This window comes from Brevibacillus sp. 7WMA2 (genome assembly GCF_010748895.1).
GTDB classification, from domain to species: Bacteria; Bacillota; Bacilli; order Brevibacillales; family Brevibacillaceae; genus Brevibacillus_B; species Brevibacillus_B halotolerans.
On sequence record NZ_CP048799.1, the window covers coordinates 3,601,655 to 3,622,214 of the forward strand.

The window sequence follows — 20,560 nt, forward strand, 5'->3', positions numbered from 1 at the left end:
TTTTTGATTTTTAAGAACAATAGTAGCGAAATAAAATAGAATATATCTTATTATTTACACCAAAACCATTTATTGGTCAAACTGTAAAGTGTTCCTTACTACTATTATTTCAAATCTACTAGTTTCTTATGCTTACATGATGACTTCTACACTTCTTTATTGAGGCCAAAAAACAGAAAGAGAATACTGATTTCCCCTATTAGGAAATCTTTGTATCCTCTCTCTGATTGTCGTATTTTTTTAGATAGCCTACGTTTATTTATCCACCTATATGAGACATTTCCACCTTTTTTCGTGGTAACCCCTGTGTAGCTGAAAGACGTTCTTCTGAATAACGATCCTTGCGATTTGACCATAGCTGTTGAACATAGCGGGTCAATTCTTTATCCGTGGTTCCATCGCGAAGGCGACTTCTTACATCTATTCCTTCTGTAGCAAATAAACACATATATATATAACCTTCGGCAGACAAGCGGGCTCTTGTACAGGAAGAGCAGAAGGCTTGTGTGACCGAAGAGATAAATCCAAGCTCTGTATCGGTCCCTAAATAACGGTAACGTTTCGCAACCTCTCCAAAATACTCAGCCTCTACTGGTTCTACCGGCATTTCCCGGTTAATCATCTCTAGAATATCTCGGCTCGGTACCACCTGTTTCAATTCCCAGCCATTTGCATTTCCGACATCCATAAACTCAATAAACCGCAGCGTAATCCCAGCTTCCTTAAAATAGCGGGCCATAGGAAGTATATCCGGATCTGTTGCTCCTTTTTGTACTACCATGTTTATCTTGATCCCGAGCCCTGCTTTTTGTGCGGCCTCGATACCTTTTAACACCGTACTTACTTTAATTCCCCGCCCATTCATATAGCCAAACCGATCATCATCAAGACTGTCCAAGCTTACCGATACTCGATCAAGTCCTGCTTCCTTTAACGGGAGGGCAAACTTTTCTAGCAGCGAACCGTTAGTTGTCAGTGCGATATCCTTTACGCCTTCAATCTGCCTGATTTTTTGGATCAAGATCGTTATATCCTTACGCAATAAGGGCTCTCCACCGGTTAATCGGATTTTTTCAACACCCATACCTACAAAAATGCGAGTAAGTCGTTCTATTTCCTCAAACGAGAGCAGCTTCTCTTTGGGTAGGAACTGAAAATCCTTGTGGAAAATTTCTTCTGGCATGCAATAACGGCACCTAAAATTGCACTTATCGGTAACAGAAATGCGCAGATCTCGCAATGGACGTTGCAATTGGTCCGTTACTTTTGTATGTGAAATCTTCTGGTCCATTGGCCACAGCTCCCTTCCTTAGGTGACATCGTACTGAAGTGGGATTACCTGAATTAAATCTCCTTTAACTGCTCCTAATTTACCTGAAGGGATCTTAAGGAGACAATCAGCATCCTGTATGGAAAGCATATGGCTTGATTTAGTCACACCAATCGACTTTACCTTGACTAGTCCCTTTTCAATCCATAATGTGCCCCGTTCGTAACGCACATGGGGAGAGCCTTTATCATAATCAGTAGCTAAAAAGGCTTCCATTACAGCAGGAAGGGCCTCTTTAGCACCCAACATGGCCCGAATAGCCGGCTTAACAAACAATTCAAAACCAACAAAACATGCCCCCGGATTCCCGGACAAGCCAAATAGTAATTTGTTATGAATGACTGCTGCTGAGGTAGGACTGCCAGGTCTCATGGATACCCGGTTAAACAACATCTCTTCCCCTTGCTCGCGAATGATTTCTGCCATAATATCATAATCACCAACTGATACGCCACCTGTGGTAATCACAATATCCATCTCTTGAAAAGCTTCTTCCAATAAAGCCTTTGCTTGTTCCTTGTTGTCTGGAATAATTCCGTATAGACAAGGGATTGCACCAGAGGCTTCCACCAATGCCTGGATCATATAGCTGTTGCTATTGCGAATTTTGCCAGGCTGGAGAGGCTCATCAATTGGCAGCAATTCCGTCCCTGTAGCAAAAATACCTACTTTAGGCTGAGTAAATACCTTTACACGGTGATAGCCAAACGTAGAGAGCAATGCCATTTGACCCGGCTGAATGATTCTCCCAGACTCTATTATGATCTGCCCCTCTTGGATTTCTTCTCCTACCTGTGCAATATTCTGACCCTGTCCCACATTATGTTTGACCTGTACAAAAGCTTGTTCATTTTGTTCGTATTCCTGTGTTTGTTCAAACATAACCACTGCATTAGCACCTTCAGGAACGCTAGCGCCGGTCATGATTCGAACAGCTTCTCCCTTGTTCAGCTTCATTGTGGGAGCACTCCCTGCTGCAATATCTCCCACAATTCGATAAGTAAGCGGCTCTGCTGGTGTTGCCTTCTCAATTCCTGCACACCTAATAGCATACCCATCCATACCTGCTCTTGGGAAAGCAGGGATATTATTAGTGGCATATATAGGCTCGGCTAATCTTCTTCCTATACTGTCAACTAATGAAATCACTTCCGTATTCATGATTGTTATGCGGGAAAGAATGCGCTTTTGTGCTTCTTCAACCGGAAGAGCTTTTCGTTTAAATCGGTGAGTTCTATTCATAATATGTCACACTTTCCTTTAGTGTACAGGTGCTTTATGAAACGCCCATTATGTTTGTCCCTACAACATATTATACATCATAAGAGCTTTCACATTTTACAGACTGTGTCTCTATTATTCGTTTTGGATGCGTATATACATTAAGCGTATTCCCCCGGATAAACCCAACTGTCGTAATACCCAGCTCTTCCGCAAGATCAAGTGCAAGATCTGTAGGTGCTGATTTGGAGAGAACGATTCCTACACCAATTTTCGCTACCTTTAACAATACCTCTGAGGATATCCTTCCACTAAAGGCAATAACCTTATCCGATAAACCAATCCGATTCTTCAAACAAAATCCATATATCTTGTCTAATGCATTGTGTCTCCCAATATCGGTTCTTGTCACCACGACTCCTTCTGTATTGCATAAGGCAGCATTATGAACACCGCCTGTTTGCTTAAAAAAAGAGGAATGTTCTTGCATATGCTTAATCATTGCCTGGCAATCTTGAACGCTAATTTGCTGCTTTGACATGATGGTTTTAGCGGTTCGGACATCATTTTGCAAATAAAACTGCCGACTTTTACCACAGCAGGAGCCGATAAAACGCTTGGAATGCTGCGGTGAAAGCTTGCCTTTATTTTTTACCTCTACATAAGCAAAACCCGTTTTCTGATTGATGGAAAATGACTCTACATCATCTGGAAGTCTAATAATCCCCTCTGATGCAAGGAACCCAAGAAGAAGCTCCTCCATATGCTCCGGCGTACATACCATGGTCGCAAATTCCATGCCATTTACCATAATGGTTAATGGATATTCACAGGCAATTTCATCGTCTATGTCTTGAAAAACCTCTCCATCGTATCTCATGACGGCACGTAAGGTTGATACTTTCTTGCTCATAGCCCTCTTCCTTCCATCCATGTAATAGTCCTTTACACCAAATAAAAAATGCCACAAGCTAAACCTACCTTGAAATACAAGGAGGCAACTTGCGGCGGTTAGTCTTTAGCAGGTACGCTACCAAGTTCCAACTGCTCTTATTGAAATATAAGTAAGCTTATGATTAGCGATCCGATCCAAATTTGCGCTCAATATCTTGGTCAAAAACAAAAATGGACATCCCAAAGTCACTTTCAATATCAATATCTACGAATAGGTCTATAAACTTAGCTCCAAGAAGCTCTTCCATCTCCACAGGACGCGTTTTCTGGTACATCTCCTTGACCATTTCAGTCCTAGCTGAACGAAGCATTTGCTTACCTGTATCTGCCGTTGCAATGAATTTTTCTACAGGAGAAAGATTCCCTTGCATTTCACAGATCGCCCAGTTTTTGCAAAATGTAGTTTTTATTTGACTAGGTCCCTTTCCCATATGACGCTTGCGAAATGTCCTGACCAAATTGCTAAATTCAGCTTCATAGTTCGTCATGTTATCCAACTCACTTATTCAAATATATACCTATTTTATAAATTCTAACAGTATCGATCTGATTAGGCAATTGCAAACATCTGTATAAAAACACCTAGCTAAATAGAAAACAATTCCTTCCGTTCGTATCTAGCTTAACGTGGGAATTTGCCAATCAATTGGTTCTTCTCCTATTTTTACAAGAAATTGATTCGCTTTTGAGAACGGTTTTGTACCGAAAAATCCCCTACTCGCAGATAACGGACTTGGATGAACTGATTCTAAAATATAATGTCTATTGGTATCAATCATACTTTTTTTATCTTGAGCATGTCTTCCCCATAAAATAAAGACCACTGGCTTATCCCGCTTGTTTATCTCTTCAATCACGCGATTAGTGAAAAGCTCCCAGCCTCTCCCCTTATGAGAATTGGCTTCTCCATCTCTAACTGTAAGTACTGTGTTTAACAAAAGAACACCTTGCTTCGCCCAGGAGACTAAATATCCATGATTCGGAATGAAACACCCTAGGTCGTCTCGCAATTCCTTATAAATATTTACGAGAGAAGGGGGTATTTTCGTGCCTGGATTAACTGAAAAGCTTAATCCATGTGCTTGATTCGGACCATGATAAGGGTCTTGTCCTAAAATAACTACCTTCGTCTGTTGATAAGGTGTATGGTGCAAAGCATTAAAAATATCATATTTATCTGGATATATCGTTTTCGTAGCATATTCGTTTCGCAAAAACTCTCGTAATTGTAAGTAATAAGGTTTCTGAAATTCATCCTCTAACAACGGAGCCCAGTCGTTTTTTAAAATAGCCATATATCTTACCTCCCCGCTTTTTTACTTCTTAAGCATAAAGTAAAAGTAAAAAATCGCCAAGTCTCTGCCCTTACCCTAGCAATCGTTGTGTAGCGCAATTGATTCCCCCTGCCATGCGAACCAATTCATACAACAAAAGGTTGCCGACCATCTGCCGACAACCTTTTTGCACTTATTCAATTCATCCCGTTAGAGAGTAGCAACATACTGCTTTCCTTTTTCGGGATCATATTCTTTTTCCCATTTCGAAATAACTACAACAGCTAAGGCATTCCCAATAACGTTAACAACAGTTCGTGCCATATCTAGCAAACGGTCAATCCCTGCAATAAACGCTAAGCCCTCCAACGGAATTCCTACCGTTCCCAGCGTAGCAAGCAATACAACAAAGGATACCCCTGGCACACCCGCAATCCCTTTAGATGTTACCATCAGAACCAGCATTAGTGTAATCTGTTGATAAAGAGATAGATCGATACCGTACATTTGGGCGATGAAAATAGCTGCAATTGCCTGATAGAGTGTGGAGCCATCTAGATTGAAGGAATATCCAGTCGGAACCACAAAGGAAGTAATTGCCTTTGGACAGCCGAATTTCTCCATCTTCTCCATAATCTTAGGCAATACAGTCTCTGAGCTAGCTGTTGTATAAGCTAGTAGCATTTCATCTTTTAGGATTTTCATTATCGTAAAGATGCGAATTCCACTAATTCTAGCTACAATACCTAGCACCACGATAATAAAGAAGAACATCGCTCCATATACCAAAATCATGAGCTTGGCCAATGGAACAAGAGATTGTAAGCCAAACTTAGATACTGTAATTCCAATTAAAGCGAACACACCAAACGGAGCAAATTTCATAATCTGATTCGTTACCCAGAACATGGCGTCTGCCACACCTTGGAAGAATTGTAATACTGGTTTGCCTTTTTCTCCAATTGCTGCCACACCTAGTCCAAACAATACAGAGAAGAAAATAATCGCCAGCATGTCCCCTTTACCAATAGCCTCAAACACATTTGTCGGTACAATATTGACAAAAGTATCTACAAAGCTATGATGAGTGGCTTGATCTGCCGTTTGAACATATTTGTTGATATCAGTCTTAGTCAACTCAGCCATGTTAACCCCAACACCAGGCTTGAAGACGTTAGCTGCAAGTAAACCTACGACAATAGCAATCGTAGTAATAATCTCGAAATACAAGATTGTCTTACCGCCAATTTTCCCCAGTTTCTTTATGTCGCCTACACCTGCTACGCCGACAATTAAGCTAGCAATTACAATTGGGACTACGATCATTTTAATCAAGTGAAGAAAAATATCCCCAATGGGCTTTAGATAACCTTCTATAACAGGATTATTATAAAAAATTGCACCAACTGTAATACCTAATACAAGACCAATAAGGATTTGCACTGCTAAACCATATTTTTTCATTCCAGCACCTCGCTAAAAAAACTTAAAATATTTACAAAAAAAATGTACGGTGATTGAGAAAAAGTAACCTACGATCATTGGGGAAAATATTCGATTACACTAAGTGAAAAAGCTATAAAAACAGGGGGTATATCATTATTCGTATAAATATAAATGTACTTGTTATTTAATTTTGTTGAAAGTGATCGCTTACTTATCTTATCAAGCCTCTAGCGAGTAGACAATATATTTTCACAACTGAGCGCATATTCAGTTCCAATATGTAACAAGTTTAATTGACAATAAATCGTTCACTATGCCGTATAGTAAAAGCGATGATTGGCGATTTATAGGGCTATATTACCTTTGGATTATTTATTCCCCATTCATTCCGGGTACATCCATTTAACAAAAAATTGCCTATTATGAAACAAAAAAATATCCCTCAAGCTTCGAGGGATATTTCATTCATATTGAATTATGCGATAGTCACACCTGCACTTGCATAACCTGTGACAGCAGTGACTGCTGTTAAACCAGTAGTAGTGATAGAAAACACCATTAATAGACGGGTTTGTGCTGTTACTGGTATCGCTAATCCTGTGGTAAGGCCATTACTTATCGTACCAATAGGGACAAGTCCTGTAAGAGAAGGCGTTAATGTCACAATTGCTCCTGGAATTGGGGTAAAGATGTTATTAGGAGTAGGCGAACTGTAGAGCTGAGCTGTGATAGTTGCTGAACCTGCAATAGATATAAACACTTCTACTGCCGTACTAAAGAACGCCGAGATGGACGTAATAATACCGTCACGTGGTACAGAATAGGCAAAGTTGAGAAGCGTACCTGCTGCTCCAGTCAAATCGATAGTGCTTCCTAGGGCAAATACTGTTGGGCCAGAGCTACCAAAACCAACTAATCCAATAGTTCCAGCAAGGCCACTGACAAGCGTAGATAATGCAAGAGGAATACCGGATGCGAATGGAATGATTGAACCTCCACCGGTTGGACCTGTTGGGCCGGTGGCTCCTGTCGCTCCCGTGGCTCCTGTTGCCCCCGTGGCTCCTGTTGCTCCTGTCGCTCCCGTCGCTCCTGTGGCTCCCGTGGCTCCTGTCGCTCCCGTGGCTCCTGTCGCTCCTGTCGCTCCTGTGGCTCCCGTTGCTCCTGTCGCTCCCGTCGCTCCTGTCGCTCCCGTGGCTCCCGTGGCTCCTGTCGCTCCCGTGGCTCCTGTCGCTCCTGTGGCCCCTGTGGCCCCTGTCGCTCCCGTTGCCCCTGTTGCTCCCGTGGCTCCTGTCGCTCCCGTGGCTCCTGTTGCCCCTGTTGCTCCCGTGGCTCCTGTCGCTCCCGTGGCTCCTGTCGCTCCCGTTGCCCCCGTTGCCCCTGTTGCTCCCGTGGCTCCCGTGGCTCCCGTGGCTCCCGTGGCTCCCGTGGCTCCCGTGGCTCCCGTGGCTCCCGTGGCTCCCGTGGCTCCCGTGGCTCCCGTGGCTCCCGTTGCCCCTGTCGCTCCCGTGGCTCCTGTCGCTCCCGTGGCTCCTGTCGCTCCCGTTGCCCCCGTTGCCCCCGTGGCTCCCGTTGCCCCCGTTGCCCCCGTGGCTCCCGTTGCCCCCGTGGCTCCCGTTGCCCCTGTTGGGCCTGTTATCGGACAAAAAGTGGTGAAATGTGTACATGAAGATCTAGAAAAGCTGGACGTACAATGTCCATGCATTTTATATTTATCTGTTGGATTTCGCCGCATAAAGTCAAATAATTCCGATTCAATCAATCCGTCTTTAATCTTTTGTAAATCATCATGATTATCGTATCGCAAAAAATCACACCTCCCTTAACAATATGTGATATCTTATGGAAAACCCAAAGACTCGGTTATCATTAATTTTAAAAACATTGATTTGCTTGTAAAAAATAGGCATTACAACATCTTTTTACGATATCACTAGACTAGTATCCCTATTACATATGACCATTTTTAACCCAAACCAAGTTTGATCGTGACCCTTCTACCATAACGACACATATACATAACTATCTTAGTTAAAGGAGGTACCATACTTGCGTTTACATCCCTACACCTTCCTCCTGTCTCCTATGTTCTCCCTTTAGCTATGGCTACGGAAAACTTCATCTGGCTAAAGAGGTGATCTGACACAGTATATTTTCTTTCTTTGAAAAATGTAGGGAAAGCAAGTTTGGTTTCATGTTCCTATCATGTAATTCCTAATACACCCGCACCAATTACCAGAATTACGCATGAGTAATTCTTAGCTTCACTCTGTATATATCATCCTTTTCCTCTTAAAAGATGATAGGCATTATGGGTAACCAGTTAATAAGAATACCAGGTTACCTCATGTGAGTAGCCCGGCTTTTTTACTCTACATTCGTCATTTAAAACTCGGGCTACCCCATTTTTTAATAATCCTGGAGGTGAACAAATTACCGTGAATATTTCATCACGCGATTGTGACCATCATCCCGACAAAAAAATTATTGTTAAACTCTCAGCTAATACCTCATTTGTCGCGGTTGGGAGCATCATTACATTCACAGCTCGAATACGTAATAGAAAAAGTAAGGGGATTTTAACTAACGCCTTTTTGTTTAATGAAACTCCTACAGGGACTGTGTTTGTACCAAATAGCGTCACTGTAAATGGATTTCCTCAGCCCGGTGCTTCACCCGTAACTGGCATCAGTCTTGGGACCATTCCTGAAAGAGTAAAATCCGTAAGTGTTACTTATCAATTCCGTGTAGTCACTGTTCCATCACCAGCCAAAATCAGTAGTCAAGCAAGATTGACTGGTACACTGGTCTTTTCAAAAGGGCGCCGAATTCCTATTACTGTCCTGTCCAATGTAGTAACGATACCTTTCCAAGGAGCCTGCCTCCCACTACAGGCGGCAAATAATGGAATCGTCGTTCGTCAAGGCGAAGGAATTAAATCGTTTATTAAAATTGCTAATCCAAGCCGAAACACTCTCTTATTTAAACTTCTGTCTTCTCCAAAACACGGTAGTCTTAAACTTTTAATCGATGGTCGATACGCTTATAAACCAAAACACAATTTTACTGGAAAAGATATCTTTACAGTCTTGGTAATAGATCCGATTTGCCATTCCACAGCAATTGTGCGAGTCATTGTTCTAGTGAGGGCAAAATGTTGTGACCACCATCACAAATCTAGTTCTTCGAGCTGCTCACATTCCCAATCGTCCTCCTCCAGCCATTCTAGCTTTTCTAGCTGTTCCAGTTCTTCTAGTCGTTCCAGTCGTTCCAGTCATTCTAGTCCTTCCAGTTCTTCCAGTCACTCCAGTCACTCCAGTCATTCTAGCGATTCCAGCTATTTCTGCAGTTGTTTTGAATCCAGCACTAGTAAAACATGCACGGAGGAGTAGTCCATCTTCTTTATCTAAAAAAGCAGGCCTGACAATCAACAGGACTGCTTTCTTTGTGTTTGATTCCTAATATGGAACATAGCTTTTCCAAATAAAAAAGCCGTTTGTTGTTTTTTGAATATAACAAATATAGCAATGTAACACATTTGTTAGAATTTACAATAGCAAATCCCCCTATCCTTGCCTTAGAATAAGTAAGTATTTTTTCGTAGCAAGATATAGGGAGGAAACACACTAGGATGAATACTCAATCCGTGAAGATTACCAACTGCGATCCATCGGCATTAGGTTTGTTTGGTTTAGCGATGGTAACATTGGTAGCTTCTATGCAAAAACTTGGCTTCACTGAAGGCCTATCCATGGTTATACCGTGGGCTATTTTCTTAGGAGCATTTGCACAGTTATTTGCTTGCATCAATGATTCGAAACGCAATAATATTTTTGGTACTACGGCTTTCGGTGCTTTTGCTTTTTTCTGGTTTGCTATGGCATTATCTTGGATGATTCAGATGGGGGTTTTCGGGGCGGAAATGGCTGCCAAGGTAGATGGAAAACATCTAGGGATTGCTTTCCTTGGATATCTCATCTTTAGCATATTCATGACAATTGGTGCCACTGAAACAAATAAAGTCCTGTTCATCATCTTTGTTTTCATTGATTTCTTATTTATTGGACTTACTTTCAGTAGTCTTGGCATCGCTAAAGGTCCAATGCATACTCTTGCTGGAGTATCAGAGCTACTTATTTCTATCTCATCATTCTATGGTTCTGCTGCTTGTGTACTTAATGCACATTTTGGTCGTGAATTCCTACCAATCGGCAAACCAATGGGCATCTTTAAAAAGTAAAGAACTGGTTACTTCGTTCTATATAGCCGCTTGCGCACCTGCGTAGGCGGCTTTTTACATGCAAGTCCCCTTTTAGATAGCGTTCAAAGGCGACTTGATTAAACATATCAACCGTTTCGTTACCATACGCCCATGCCCAATAAAAGAGAAATCCTACACGTGTTACACCTCCCCTTTACCTGGGAAAGGAGGGAACACGAAGCACCGTAATCCTCCCTTGCCGATAATAACTACTCCACCTGTTAATCTAGAGGGCATGTTCTGGTGGCCGTCTACACTCCACCTTACTTTTCTAATTTTGCGTCTAACCTTAATCTGGTTTTAACAATTCTTAGATAAAATCAAACATAATAAAAACGCCTTTGAAATGGTAACATTCACTTATTTAAGGTAAGTTTAAGAGTAGGTTAAGTCCAATGAAAGGTTTTTCAACTATAATAGTCTAGTAAAAGCAAAAAAAGGATGTTCTATGTCTATTTCTTTTGCTAATAGAAGATTATTAAAAAATGTGGGAGGAAACTGAATGTCTAACCAACCAGTGGTGAAATTAGAAAACGTGACAAAAAGAGTCGCGGGGAAAACACTTGTTAGAGACCTGACGTTCTCCGTACAACGTGGAGAGGTATATGGTTTTCTTGGTCCCAATGGTTCTGGTAAAACTACCACCATTCGCATGATTGTTGGCCTCTCTTCCATTACGGAAGGCGAAATATATGTGGAAGGTTACAATATAAAAAAGGATCGGTCAAAAGCAATGGCTCATGTCGGTGCTATTGTGGAGAACCCTGAACTATATGGCTATATGACCGGGATGCAGAACATGATCCACTTTGCCCGGATGGCTGTTCAACCAGTATCGAAGGAACGCATTCATCAAATTATTGACCTTGTAGAGCTGACAGGTGCTATCAATCAGAAGGTAAAAACCTATTCTCTAGGGATGCGCCAGCGCTTAGGAATTGCTCAAGCTCTGCTACACAATCCGTCCATTTTGATTCTAGATGAACCAACAAACGGCCTTGATCCAGCAGGGATTCGCCAGCTCCGCGACTATCTGCGGGAGTTAGCCAAACGTGAAAATATCGCCATTCTAGTCTCCAGTCACCTACTCTCTGAAGTAGAGCTTATGTGTGACCGGGCTCTTGTAATCCAAGAAGGTCGATTTATTGAAGAAATGATTGTTAACAATCAGGCAACAGAGGTTAAAGGACTATCTGTTGAATTTGAAGTAGAAAGCAGTCAGCAAGCAGTAGACGTTTTACACGATTGGACAGTTGAAGTAATGAGCGACAAGCTTCTTCTGCTTCAGATTGAAAAATCGGACATTCCGGTAATTGTACAACGCTTAGTAGAGAGCAATTGCCCTATTTATCAGATTAAAATTAGAACCAAGTCGCTAGAAGATCGCTTCTTAGCCCTGACAAAAGGAGGTAAATAGCGATGAAATTTTTCCATCTCATACAAAATGAAATCATGAAGCTCAATGCGAAAAGACAAACCGTGCTATTCTTCTCCTTACTGGCCGTTCTTGTTTTATTAGCAGGACTTATAGGTAAATTTTATGCAACCGACATGACATCTGGCATTGGCTATGCTGGATTCTCGGTCTTCATGCAAATTGGTCTTGGCTTTTTAATTACTCTATTTGGCCTAGTTATAGGTTCTCAAATCCTGACGGACGAATATAAAGAAGGCACTATTAAACAACTATTGATTCGTCCTAGCAGCCGTACAACCATTTTACTTTCTAAATATGTGACAGTTCTTATCATGTTAGTTGCTGCTACTTTATTTTTGATGCTATTTAGCAGTTTGGTAGGAGTAGTCTTTTTCGGAACAGAATCAATGGCCGGTTTGGACTTCATAACATTACTACAAGCCTATTTTTACAACATTCCAGCATTATTCTTTTTAGCTACACTATCTTTTTTCACTGCAACTATATTTAAGACAAATGCACTTGCGATTAGTGTAGCCATCATTGCATACTTTTCCGGTTCCATCGTTAGTATGTTTACCAAGAAATATGTATGGGGTAAGTTTGTGATTTTCAATCATCTGGACTTACAAGCGTATTCTGACAATCCGTTGGTCTCTCGCTTGTCTGTACCTGCCTATCCCGATTTAGGCATCTGGTTTTCCTTGATGATAATCGCTATTTATATTGCCCTGATGGTTTTTTTATCAATCCTGATCTTCAAAAAACGGGATGTGCAATAAGCCTCTCAAAAATAAATCGTACAAGATACAAAAAGCTGGCTCTTCGAACGGAAGAACCAGCTTTTTTTGATCATCTTGATCGGGCTTGCTTATTTTTTCGTTGGGTCAAATGAACTTTTCAGTGACACAATCAAGTTAAATACCAGCTTATCAGCGGTTGTGTGCTTCGGATCAACATTGAAGTACCCATGGCGGAAAAATTGGAATTTATCTTGAGGTTTTGCCTCTGCCATGTTCGGCTCTACAAATCCTTGTAGAATCTCTAAAGATGACGGATTGATATAATCAAGGAAGGTTTTGCCCTCTTCTTCCTCTTCATCTAAAATCAATGGTTCATAGAGACGGAACTCAGCAGGAATAGCATGCGTTGCATCTACCCAATGAAGTGTCCCTTTTACCTTGCGTCCTGTAAAACCAGAGCCACTCTTTGTTTCAGGATCATAGGTGCAGTGAAGCTCTATAACATTGCCGTTCTCATCCTTAATGACCTCGTTGCATTTAATGAAATAAGCATGCTTGAGTCGAACTTCATTTCCCGGGAATAGTCGGAAATACTTATTTGGTGGGTTTTCCATGAAATCATCTTGCTCTACATAAATTTCACGCGTAAACGGAATCAAGCGAGAGCCCATCTCTGGGTTTTCCGGATTAATTTCAGCTTCGAGCCACTCCACTTGTCCCTCTGGATAGTTAGTAATTACTACTTTAAGCGGTTTTACTACGCCCATTGTGCGTGGTGCTTTTAGCTTTAAATCTTCACGAATAAAATGATCCAGCATCTTAGAATCTACTACGCTGTAGCTGCGAGCAACACCAATCTCTCTAGCAAAGGTTCGGATAGATTCCGGAGTAAATCCTCTGCGGCGTAACCCTGAGATGGTTGGCATTCGCGGATCATCCCATCCATCCACAATGTTTTCATCCACGAGCTGTTTTAATTTACGCTTGCTCATTACTGTTTGCGTTAGATTCAAACGTGCAAATTCGTATTGGTGCGGTACATGCTTCATTTCTGTCTCAGCGACTACCCAGTCATACAAAGGGCGATGGTCTTCAAACTCAAGAGTACAGATAGAGTGCGTAACCCCTTCAATTGCATCCTCTAATGGATGAGCATAATCATACATCGGGTAAATGCACCAGGTATCACCTGTGTTATGGTGAGTAGCGTGCGAGATACGATAAAGAACCGGGTCACGCATGTTCATGTTCGGAGAAGTCATGTCAATCTTAGCGCGCAACACCTTTTCTCCATCCGCAAATTCACCCTTACGCATGCGCTCGAACAAATCCAGATTCTCCTCGATGCTGCGATTGCGATACGGGCTTTCCTTGCCTGGCTGTGTTAAGGTACCGCGATATTCTCTCATTTGCTCCGCGGACAGATCACAAACATACGCTTTCCCCTTTTTAATCAGCAATATCGCACGTTCATACATTTCCTCGAAATAATTAGATGCAAAATACAGCTCATTCCACTCAAAACCAAGCCACTTTACATCTTCCTTGATGGACTCTACATATTCCTGATCCTCTTTCGTAGGATTCGTGTCATCAAAACGTAAAAATGCTTTTCCGTTAAATTCTTTCGCCAACTCAAAGTTTAAGCAAATAGATTTGGCATGTCCTATATGCAAGTAGCCGTTTGGTTCTGGAGGAAACCTTGTCACGACCTCATCTACTTTTTTTGATTCAAGATCATCAATAATTATGTTACGAATGAAATTTGATGATGCCGAAGTGTTTTCCACTAAAATCAACCTTTCTCCACCAAGTTAACGTGTACCTTGTACCATTTTGTATAAGTAAAATAATACAGTTTACTACTTTTTAGTTCAACCTACCTTCGCTTATAAACCAATCTTTTTTAGTTTAGCCGTAAACAGGAAAAAACTACACCTGCTTCTGCCCAATTGATATGACAGAAACAAGAATCTTATAACTTGTAAAAACGCTTTGTATTTTGATACAGGATAGAAGCCGTCTCCTCGACTGCTAGACCTTTTAAACGGGCGATAGCTTGACAGCTCTCCTTCATCATAGCGGGATGGGTAAGCTGGCCCGTAAACAGCCCCTCAAACGGCCATGGGCCATCTGTCTCTATCATAATTTGTTCCAAGGGATATTGTAGAATCAGTTGCTGGATCTCGTCCTCATAGACAACATCTGGTGTAACAGAAATATAGTAGCCACTCCTACTCATTCTTAAAGTAGTAGCCTTACTGCCTTTAAACCAATGAAAGTGCGCTTTCGTCACATTATGTTTTTCGAGCAGCTCACAAGCTATTTCGGCATCCTCATAAACAGCGTGTAGGATAATCGGTTTATCATAGCGACTAGCTGTCATAATAAAACGCTCCAGTAAGTGAATATATGGCTCTTGGTTAAATGCCTGTTCATTCCTGCTGGCCTCTAATTGAGTATAGTAAGGCAAACCTACCTCCCCAATCGCTACCATCTCCGTTTGGTGCTGGTCAATCCAATCAAACAATTGCTGTATTTCTGCCTCCGCCGGCAATTTTTGTTCAGGATGAAAACCGTATGCTACGTTAATCTGGCCGGGATATCGCTGTAACCAGTCCCGATTTGTAAGACATGATGATAGATTCATAGAAACAGAAATCACCTTTTCAATCCCGTATGACTGACACTCAGCCATGATCCGCTGGGCATCAGCAGGATGATATGAATCTACATGTATATGCGCATCAATCATAGGATAGGAACCATTTGGCAAGAGAATTCCTCCTTTATCGGCTCTTGATCTTTTTCATTGTAGCAATTTTTTACACATTCCTGCTAAAACAAAAATATGTAGGAAAAACCCTATAACAACAGCGTTTTAAGTTTTTATATATAATTCATAATTTTTCACGAAAGTAAATAATCAGCTTTTACTAATTTTATTTACGTGTATATATGTTAAAATAGATAAAATATGTTAGGAAGGTTATGGAGAAAGGAGGCTCTTTCATTTGGTATCATTAGAAAGAGTATTATCTGTTAGCAATGATTTCCTATGGACTTACATTCTCATTTTCATTCTCATTGCAGTCGGAATTTATTTTACGATTCGTACCAGATTTGTGCAGATTCGCCTAATTGGTGAAATGTTTAGACTGCTCGGTGATGGTGCTAATCGTAATTCACAGGAGAAAAAAGGGGTTTCCTCTTTCCAAGCCTTTTGTATGAGTGCTGCCTCCCGTGTGGGAACGGGAAATTTAGCTGGGGTAGCTATTGCCATCGCAGTTGGTGGGCCTGGAGCAGTCTTCTGGATGTGGATGCTGGCTACAGTCGGAGCGGCTTCAAGCTTCGTAGAATGCACACTGGCGCAGATTTATAAAGTACATGATAAGCATGGATTTAGAGGCGGTCCTGCTTATTACATGGAGAAAGCTTTAAATCAGCGCTGGATGGGTATTACCTTCGCTGTTCTAATTACGCTTTGCTTCGGGTTTGTCTTTAATGCCGTACAGGCCAATACCATTACGGCAGCTATGCAAACGGCCTTCGGGGTAGATAAAGTAACGACGGGTATCATTTTATGTATCCTTACTGCTATTGTTGTATTTGGTGGAGTAAAACGCGTAGCGGCTATCTCAAAATGGATTGTACCGATCATGGCAACTCTTTATATTGGCATTGCCTTATTTGTAATGCTTATGAATTATCAGCAAATTCCTGCTGTCTTTATGAGCATAGTAAGTCATGCGTTTGGTCTGCAAGAAGCATTTGGTGGCGGTATTGGTATGGCTCTTAGCATGGGAATCAAGCGTGGACTATTCTCTAACGAAGCTGGGATGGGTAGTGCTCCTAATGCAGCAGCCACTGCTGATATTACACATCCTGTTAAACAAGGCTTGTTACAAACGCTGGGAGTATATGTAGATACTTTATTGGTATGTAGTGCAACTGCGTTTATTATTCTTACATCTGGCATTTATGTGGATAGTGGTATGGGTGGAATTGAATTGACACAAGCGGCGCTAAGCACTCAGCTCGGCTATTGGGCTGTTTACTTTGTTGCCATAATTGTTTTCTTTTTTGCGTATAGTTCCATTGTTGGTAACTACTATTATGGTGAGACTAACATCGATTTTATTCGCAGTGAATCTCGCACGTGGGTGCTTCTCTATCGACTTTGCGTTATCGGAATGGTCATGTTTGGATCCTTGGCACAAAACGATATCGTCTGGACATTAGCTGATTTATTTATGGGGATGATGGCACTCCTTAACCTGATTGCTATTTTCCTACTTGGAAAATATGCATTTGCTGCTCTGACCGATTATGTTCAACAGCGAAAAGCAGGCCAAGACCCAGTCTTTTATTCTGATTCTATCCCAGGACTAGTTAATACAGAATGCTGGGAACGTGATCCTAATAAAGTAAAAGAGGTCTCCTAGCAATAAGAATGGAAAAACATGAGAATATACACAAGAAGAGGATACTACAGGCAGTAGTGTCCTCTTCTTTTTACTTATTTATCTTCTTACAAAACACTCGGATTAGTAAATATTTCCATAAACCACTGACGGAATTCCTCTACTCGAATCTCCAAGCATACTTTTGCATTCGCTTGCTGTTGATAATAGCTCTTCAGATCAACGATAGTCGCTCCAGCCGTATAGCTCCCATTAACTTCTACATCTACAAAGCATCCCTTTGTGACAAAAAGCTCTGGCTTTACTATATACGCAATAGCGCAGAGATCATGCATATGTAAGCCAGTCGCTAAGCTACCGCCGCGATAATGCTGAAATAACCCATAGAGCATTTCACCTGTTCGATTCATCTCTTTTAAAGCTTCTACGTTTTCCTTCGTTAAAGTAGCTAGGCTTGTTACATCCAAACCACACATTGTAATATCAAGCCCCGACTGTAATACTATCTTCGTTGCTTCCGGGTCAACAAACATATTAAACTCTGCCGCAGGAGAATGATTGCCGCGTGAAGCTGAACCACCCATGAACACAATTCTTTTGATATTTTGCTTACATTCTGGATAAACAGATAATAGGAGAGCAATGTTGGTTAACGGACCAATAGGAACTAACGTAATAGGTTCCTTACTGCTCAAAATGGTTTCACGCATTGCCTCAATAGCGTGAATACCAAGGGTCTCCTTCTTTGGATGAGGAAAATCATATCCATCTAGCCCAGAGTTGCCATGGATATGACTAGAGTCCTCTAGTGTCCGTAATAGAGGCTTGATTGCCCCTTGTGCAACCGGTACATCACTGTGAAAGAATTCGAGGAGCTTTAAGGCATTATTGGTAGTCTTATCGCATGACACATTGCCAGCAACTGTGGTGATTAATTTCACATCTATCTGATCATGAAACAGAGCTGCTGCAATTGCTACTGCATCGTCTATTCCCGGATCGGTATCAATGATAATGTGGTGTATTGGTTCCATCTCGATCGTCCTTTCTTATCCATTATGTAACCGTTTACGCATCTTATTGTAAGGATGGGCTAGCTAGTTCGTCAATTACAAGAGAAAAAAGATACGACTAGACCAGCACTGCGAGAGTTATATTTTCATAAAGAAAAGCCGCTCCCTACAGGAACGGCCTTACATCCTTCTATATTCTTTGTAAGAGTTTTACTCCAAAAAAACTCTTATTTAAGTAACGAAATGTAATAATGCTCCGAACAGATAAGGTCAATCGTGCTGATCTGATAACTCACTAGTTCATACCGGCTACCGCTACTGGTCTAATCCTTCTCTTATCTTTTGTCTTTCTATGTTACTTTTTCGCTTTTTCCAAGGCTTGATTAACTGCCTCTTTTACAGCACTACTAGATTTAGATGCACCAGAGATAGCCTCTACACCCTCTGTGCCTTGTTTTTCGATGATCTCGGGGATCGTGTTCTCCATAACAGCTTCAATCAGATTTTGGGTTTCCTCATGCTCTAGGATCTTAATACCATCGATTTTGCCTGCCTTCACTTCTACAGACACTTTAATATCGCTACTAGCACCGCGGGCCACACCTTCATATGAACCGTCCTTAAATTTACCGGTATCAGCTGTCGCTCCACAGCCAACAAGCACCATCGCCGCCATCGCTAGCATAGCTACTAGATAAAATAGTTTTTTCATAATCATTCTCTCCTCAATTTCTTGCTTTCAAGATTACTTCGCGGCCTTTGCTGCATTTTGTCCTGCAATGCGACCAAATGTTACGATATCAGCCATAGCATTACCACCTAGGCGGTTACCACCATGTACGCCACCTGTAACTTCTCCAGCTGCATAAAGACCCTTAATGATTTGGCCTTCTTTATTCATGACTTCTGCATTGGTGTTGATTTGTAGGCCACCCATAGTGTGATGAACCGCAGGAGTTACTTGAATGGCATAAACCTTTCCTTGGTTTAATTGAAGAGGTAGGTCATCACGCTTAAACTCCTTATCTTGTTTCGCTGCTACCGCATCATTATATGTTTTTACGCTTTTCATCATAGCGTCTTTATCTACACCGATTTTACCAGCCAGCTCTTCGACAGAATCAGCTTCTGTTACTAGCTGCATGTTGAAGTACTCTTCTACCGCTTTTAGACCTTTTCTTAATCCGTCATCAAAGAACAGGTAAGCAACACCATCTTTTTGATCCAAAATACCTTTAGACACTACGTCACGAGTTAATAGCTCGTTGATGAAACGTTTCCCGTCTTTATTGATTAGAATAGCTCCATTTCCGCGAACAGCTTCTGTTACCATCACACCTTTTTCAGGAACAACTGTTGGGTGGGTTTGGATTTCAGCCATATCAACTAAATTGGCACCAACGCTTTCGCCCAACGTAATCCCTTCACCCAATGCTCCTGGATGGTTGGTTGTCGCAAAGCCTTTTAGCTCTGGTTTATAGGAAATAACCATCTCCTGATTAGCTGAAAAACCACCTGTAGCTAAAATGACCACCTTTGCATTAATCGTGTAAGCCTTACCATCTTTATTCTCGGCTTTTACACCAGTAACTTTGCCCTGTTGATCTTTGATAATTGCGACCGCTTTATTTTTGACACGGACATCAATATTTTGTTCTTTTACTTTATTCTTTAAAGTAGATATAACATTAGAGCCTACAGCCGCTCCGCCAGTCGGACGATGAATACGGCTTACACTTGCTCCACCCGCACGGCCAACGTCAGATAAATCAGCCCCCAATGATTCTAGCCAAACCACAGAATCTTTCGCTTGCGTAGTCAGAATTTTTACTAGCTCAGGGTTATTCTTATTGTATCCGCCCTTCATTGTATCTTGGTAAAACAGCTCTTGGCTGTCTTCAATTCCTTTTTTCTTTTGTGCTTCCGTTCCCGCTGCATTTAATCCTCCAGTAGCGCGAGTTGTGTTACCTCCGACCATCGGCATTTTTTCCAGTACGATTACCTTGGCACCAGCATTTGTGGCTTCTACCGCGGCTGATAGACCTGCACCGCCTGCACCAATTACTACGATATCCGTACTTTCATCCTGAGGAGTTGCTGTCTCGGTTGTAGCCTTGCCTTCCGTTGCACCCGGAGTCGTTGTACTACCGCATCCAGACAGCACGGGAACTGCCAAAAATGCAGCCATCATAAGAGACATCCATTTCTTCATGTTGAATCCTCCCTTTTTTCTACTACTTGATAAATGGATATTCAGTACCTTTTTCTTCTCTTTTTTATATGAAAGCAATAACGTTATCCTTCGATGGTAGTATAAACAGTAGATGTTCTAATGTATGTGAATAATTTCACACCATATTTTTCTAAGTCCATCCATGCACCCTTCTTATCTCGTTTTTTTCAAATGTAAGGTATTTTCTGTCATAATCAGACAAGTGCCTCATCTGGATTCAAAAGAACTTTATCTACTTTTATTCTTG

At 41.5% G+C, this 20,560-nt stretch carries 17 protein-coding genes; 5 read left to right on the forward strand and 12 right to left on the reverse strand.

The window, feature by feature from the left end:
• Positions 1-259: 259 nt before the first annotated feature.
• The 7 genes from moaA to GOP56_RS15170 form a co-directional block, all read right to left on the reverse strand.
• Complete coding sequence (gene moaA, locus GOP56_RS15140; RefSeq protein ID WP_163245967.1) at positions 260-1,291, reverse strand: GTP 3',8-cyclase MoaA; 1,032 nt, start codon at positions 1,289-1,291, stop codon at positions 260-262.
• An 18-nt stretch (positions 1,292-1,309) separates the two neighbouring features.
• A complete protein-coding gene (glp, locus tag GOP56_RS15145) occupies positions 1,310-2,572 on the reverse strand; it encodes a molybdopterin molybdotransferase MoeA (RefSeq protein ID WP_163245968.1) in 1,263 nt (420 codons plus the stop codon).
• A 70-nt stretch (positions 2,573-2,642) separates the two neighbouring features.
• On the reverse strand, positions 2,643-3,464 hold the full coding sequence (fdhD, locus tag GOP56_RS15150) for a formate dehydrogenase accessory sulfurtransferase FdhD (protein WP_174250678.1): 822 nt from the start codon (positions 3,462-3,464) through the stop codon (positions 2,643-2,645).
• 163 nt (positions 3,465-3,627) lie between these two features.
• Entirely contained in the window at positions 3,628-3,993 is a 366-nt protein-coding gene (locus tag GOP56_RS15155) for a Na-translocating system protein MpsC family protein (protein WP_003334154.1), read from the reverse strand.
• A gap of 129 nt (positions 3,994-4,122) precedes the next feature.
• Positions 4,123-4,800 carry a uracil-DNA glycosylase gene (locus GOP56_RS15160; RefSeq protein WP_003334153.1) on the reverse strand — a complete coding sequence of 226 codons (678 nt, stop codon included), beginning with the start codon at positions 4,798-4,800 and terminating at the stop codon, positions 4,123-4,125.
• 189 nt (positions 4,801-4,989) lie between these two features.
• Positions 4,990-6,243: a cation:dicarboxylate symporter family transporter gene (locus GOP56_RS15165; RefSeq protein ID WP_003334152.1), complete on the reverse strand. Its 1,254-nt coding sequence runs from the start codon at positions 6,241-6,243 to the stop codon at positions 4,990-4,992.
• A 457-nt stretch (positions 6,244-6,700) separates the two neighbouring features.
• Complete coding sequence (locus GOP56_RS15170; RefSeq protein WP_163245969.1) at positions 6,701-8,029, reverse strand: exosporium glycoprotein BclB-related protein; 1,329 nt, start codon at positions 8,027-8,029, stop codon at positions 6,701-6,703.
• Positions 8,030-8,660: 631 nt separating this feature from the next.
• Between GOP56_RS15170 and GOP56_RS15175 the strand changes: the two genes are divergently transcribed.
• The 4 genes from GOP56_RS15175 (at position 8,661) to GOP56_RS15190 (ending at position 12,682) form a co-directional block, all read left to right on the forward strand.
• Positions 8,661-9,614: an Ig-like domain-containing protein gene (locus GOP56_RS15175; RefSeq protein ID WP_163245970.1), complete on the forward strand. Its 954-nt coding sequence runs from the start codon at positions 8,661-8,663 to the stop codon at positions 9,612-9,614.
• Between the two features lie 239 nt (positions 9,615-9,853).
• Positions 9,854-10,462 carry an acetate uptake transporter gene (locus GOP56_RS15180; RefSeq protein WP_003334149.1) on the forward strand — a complete coding sequence of 203 codons (609 nt, stop codon included), beginning with the start codon at positions 9,854-9,856 and terminating at the stop codon, positions 10,460-10,462.
• Positions 10,463-10,985: 523 nt separating this feature from the next.
• Positions 10,986-11,900: an ABC transporter ATP-binding protein gene (locus GOP56_RS15185; RefSeq protein ID WP_003342793.1), complete on the forward strand. Its 915-nt coding sequence runs from the start codon at positions 10,986-10,988 to the stop codon at positions 11,898-11,900.
• A 2-nt stretch (positions 11,901-11,902) separates the two neighbouring features.
• Positions 11,903-12,682, forward strand: coding sequence for a DUF2705 family protein (locus GOP56_RS15190; RefSeq protein ID WP_096886415.1), 780 nt, complete (start codon positions 11,903-11,905; stop codon positions 12,680-12,682).
• 89 nt (positions 12,683-12,771) lie between these two features.
• On the opposite strand, the gene GOP56_RS15195 is transcribed toward GOP56_RS15190, so the two are convergent.
• Both GOP56_RS15195 and GOP56_RS15200 read right to left on the reverse strand, forming a co-directional pair.
• Complete coding sequence (locus GOP56_RS15195) at positions 12,772-14,442, reverse strand: glutamine--tRNA ligase/YqeY domain fusion protein (protein ID WP_101669330.1); 1,671 nt, start codon at positions 14,440-14,442, stop codon at positions 12,772-12,774.
• Positions 14,443-14,618: 176 nt separating this feature from the next.
• A complete protein-coding gene (locus tag GOP56_RS15200) occupies positions 14,619-15,419 on the reverse strand; it encodes a TatD family hydrolase (protein WP_163245971.1) in 801 nt (266 codons plus the stop codon).
• Positions 15,420-15,657: 238 nt separating this feature from the next.
• On the opposite strand from GOP56_RS15200, the gene GOP56_RS15205 reads away from it, so the two are divergent.
• On the forward strand, positions 15,658-17,088 hold the full coding sequence (locus tag GOP56_RS15205; protein WP_101669332.1) for an alanine/glycine:cation symporter family protein: 1,431 nt from the start codon (positions 15,658-15,660) through the stop codon (positions 17,086-17,088).
• An 86-nt stretch (positions 17,089-17,174) separates the two neighbouring features.
• Here GOP56_RS15205 and rihC read toward each other — a convergent pair whose 3' ends face one another.
• The 3 genes from rihC to GOP56_RS15215 all read right to left on the reverse strand — a co-directional run bounded on the left by rihC (position 17,175) and on the right by GOP56_RS15215 (position 20,292).
• Positions 17,175-18,101 (reverse strand): ribonucleoside hydrolase RihC, encoded by a 927-nt coding sequence (gene rihC / locus GOP56_RS15210; protein WP_163245972.1) that lies wholly within the window; start codon positions 18,099-18,101, stop codon positions 17,175-17,177.
• A gap of 334 nt (positions 18,102-18,435) precedes the next feature.
• Positions 18,436-18,792 (reverse strand): FMN-binding protein, encoded by a 357-nt coding sequence (locus GOP56_RS23600; protein ID WP_003334141.1) that lies wholly within the window; start codon positions 18,790-18,792, stop codon positions 18,436-18,438.
• Positions 18,793-18,825: 33 nt separating this feature from the next.
• A complete protein-coding gene (locus tag GOP56_RS15215) occupies positions 18,826-20,292 on the reverse strand; it encodes a flavocytochrome c (protein ID WP_216842788.1) in 1,467 nt (488 codons plus the stop codon).
• Positions 20,293-20,560: the final 268 nt, after the last annotated feature.

Bases quoted from the DNA above. Each gene is read 5' to 3' on its own strand.
- GOP56_RS15165 (WP_003334152.1), bottom strand. From the start codon at position 6,243: ATGAAAAAATATGGTTTAGCAGTGCAAATCCTTATTGGTCTTGTATTA.
- moaA (WP_163245967.1), bottom strand. From the start codon at position 1,291: ATGGACCAGAAGATTTCACATACAAAAGTAACGGACCAATTGCAACGT.
- GOP56_RS15160 (WP_003334153.1), bottom strand. From the start codon at position 4,800: ATGGCTATTTTAAAAAACGACTGGGCTCCGTTGTTAGAGGATGAATTT.
- fdhD (WP_174250678.1), bottom strand. From the start codon at position 3,464: ATGAGCAAGAAAGTATCAACCTTACGTGCCGTCATGAGATACGATGGA.
- glp (WP_163245968.1), bottom strand. From the start codon at position 2,572: ATGAATAGAACTCACCGATTTAAACGAAAAGCTCTTCCGGTTGAAGAA.
- GOP56_RS15180 (WP_003334149.1), top strand. From the start codon at position 9,854: ATGAATACTCAATCCGTGAAGATTACCAACTGCGATCCATCGGCATTA.
- GOP56_RS15215 (WP_216842788.1), bottom strand. From the start codon at position 20,292: ATGAAGAAATGGATGTCTCTTATGATGGCTGCATTTTTGGCAGTTCCC.
- GOP56_RS15185 (WP_003342793.1), top strand. From the start codon at position 10,986: ATGTCTAACCAACCAGTGGTGAAATTAGAAAACGTGACAAAAAGAGTC.
- GOP56_RS23600 (WP_003334141.1), bottom strand. From the start codon at position 18,792: ATGAAAAAACTATTTTATCTAGTAGCTATGCTAGCGATGGCGGCGATG.
- rihC (WP_163245972.1), bottom strand. From the start codon at position 18,101: ATGGAACCAATACACCACATTATCATTGATACCGATCCGGGAATAGAC.
- GOP56_RS15155 (WP_003334154.1), bottom strand. From the start codon at position 3,993: ATGACGAACTATGAAGCTGAATTTAGCAATTTGGTCAGGACATTTCGC.
- GOP56_RS15190 (WP_096886415.1), top strand. From the start codon at position 11,903: ATGAAATTTTTCCATCTCATACAAAATGAAATCATGAAGCTCAATGCG.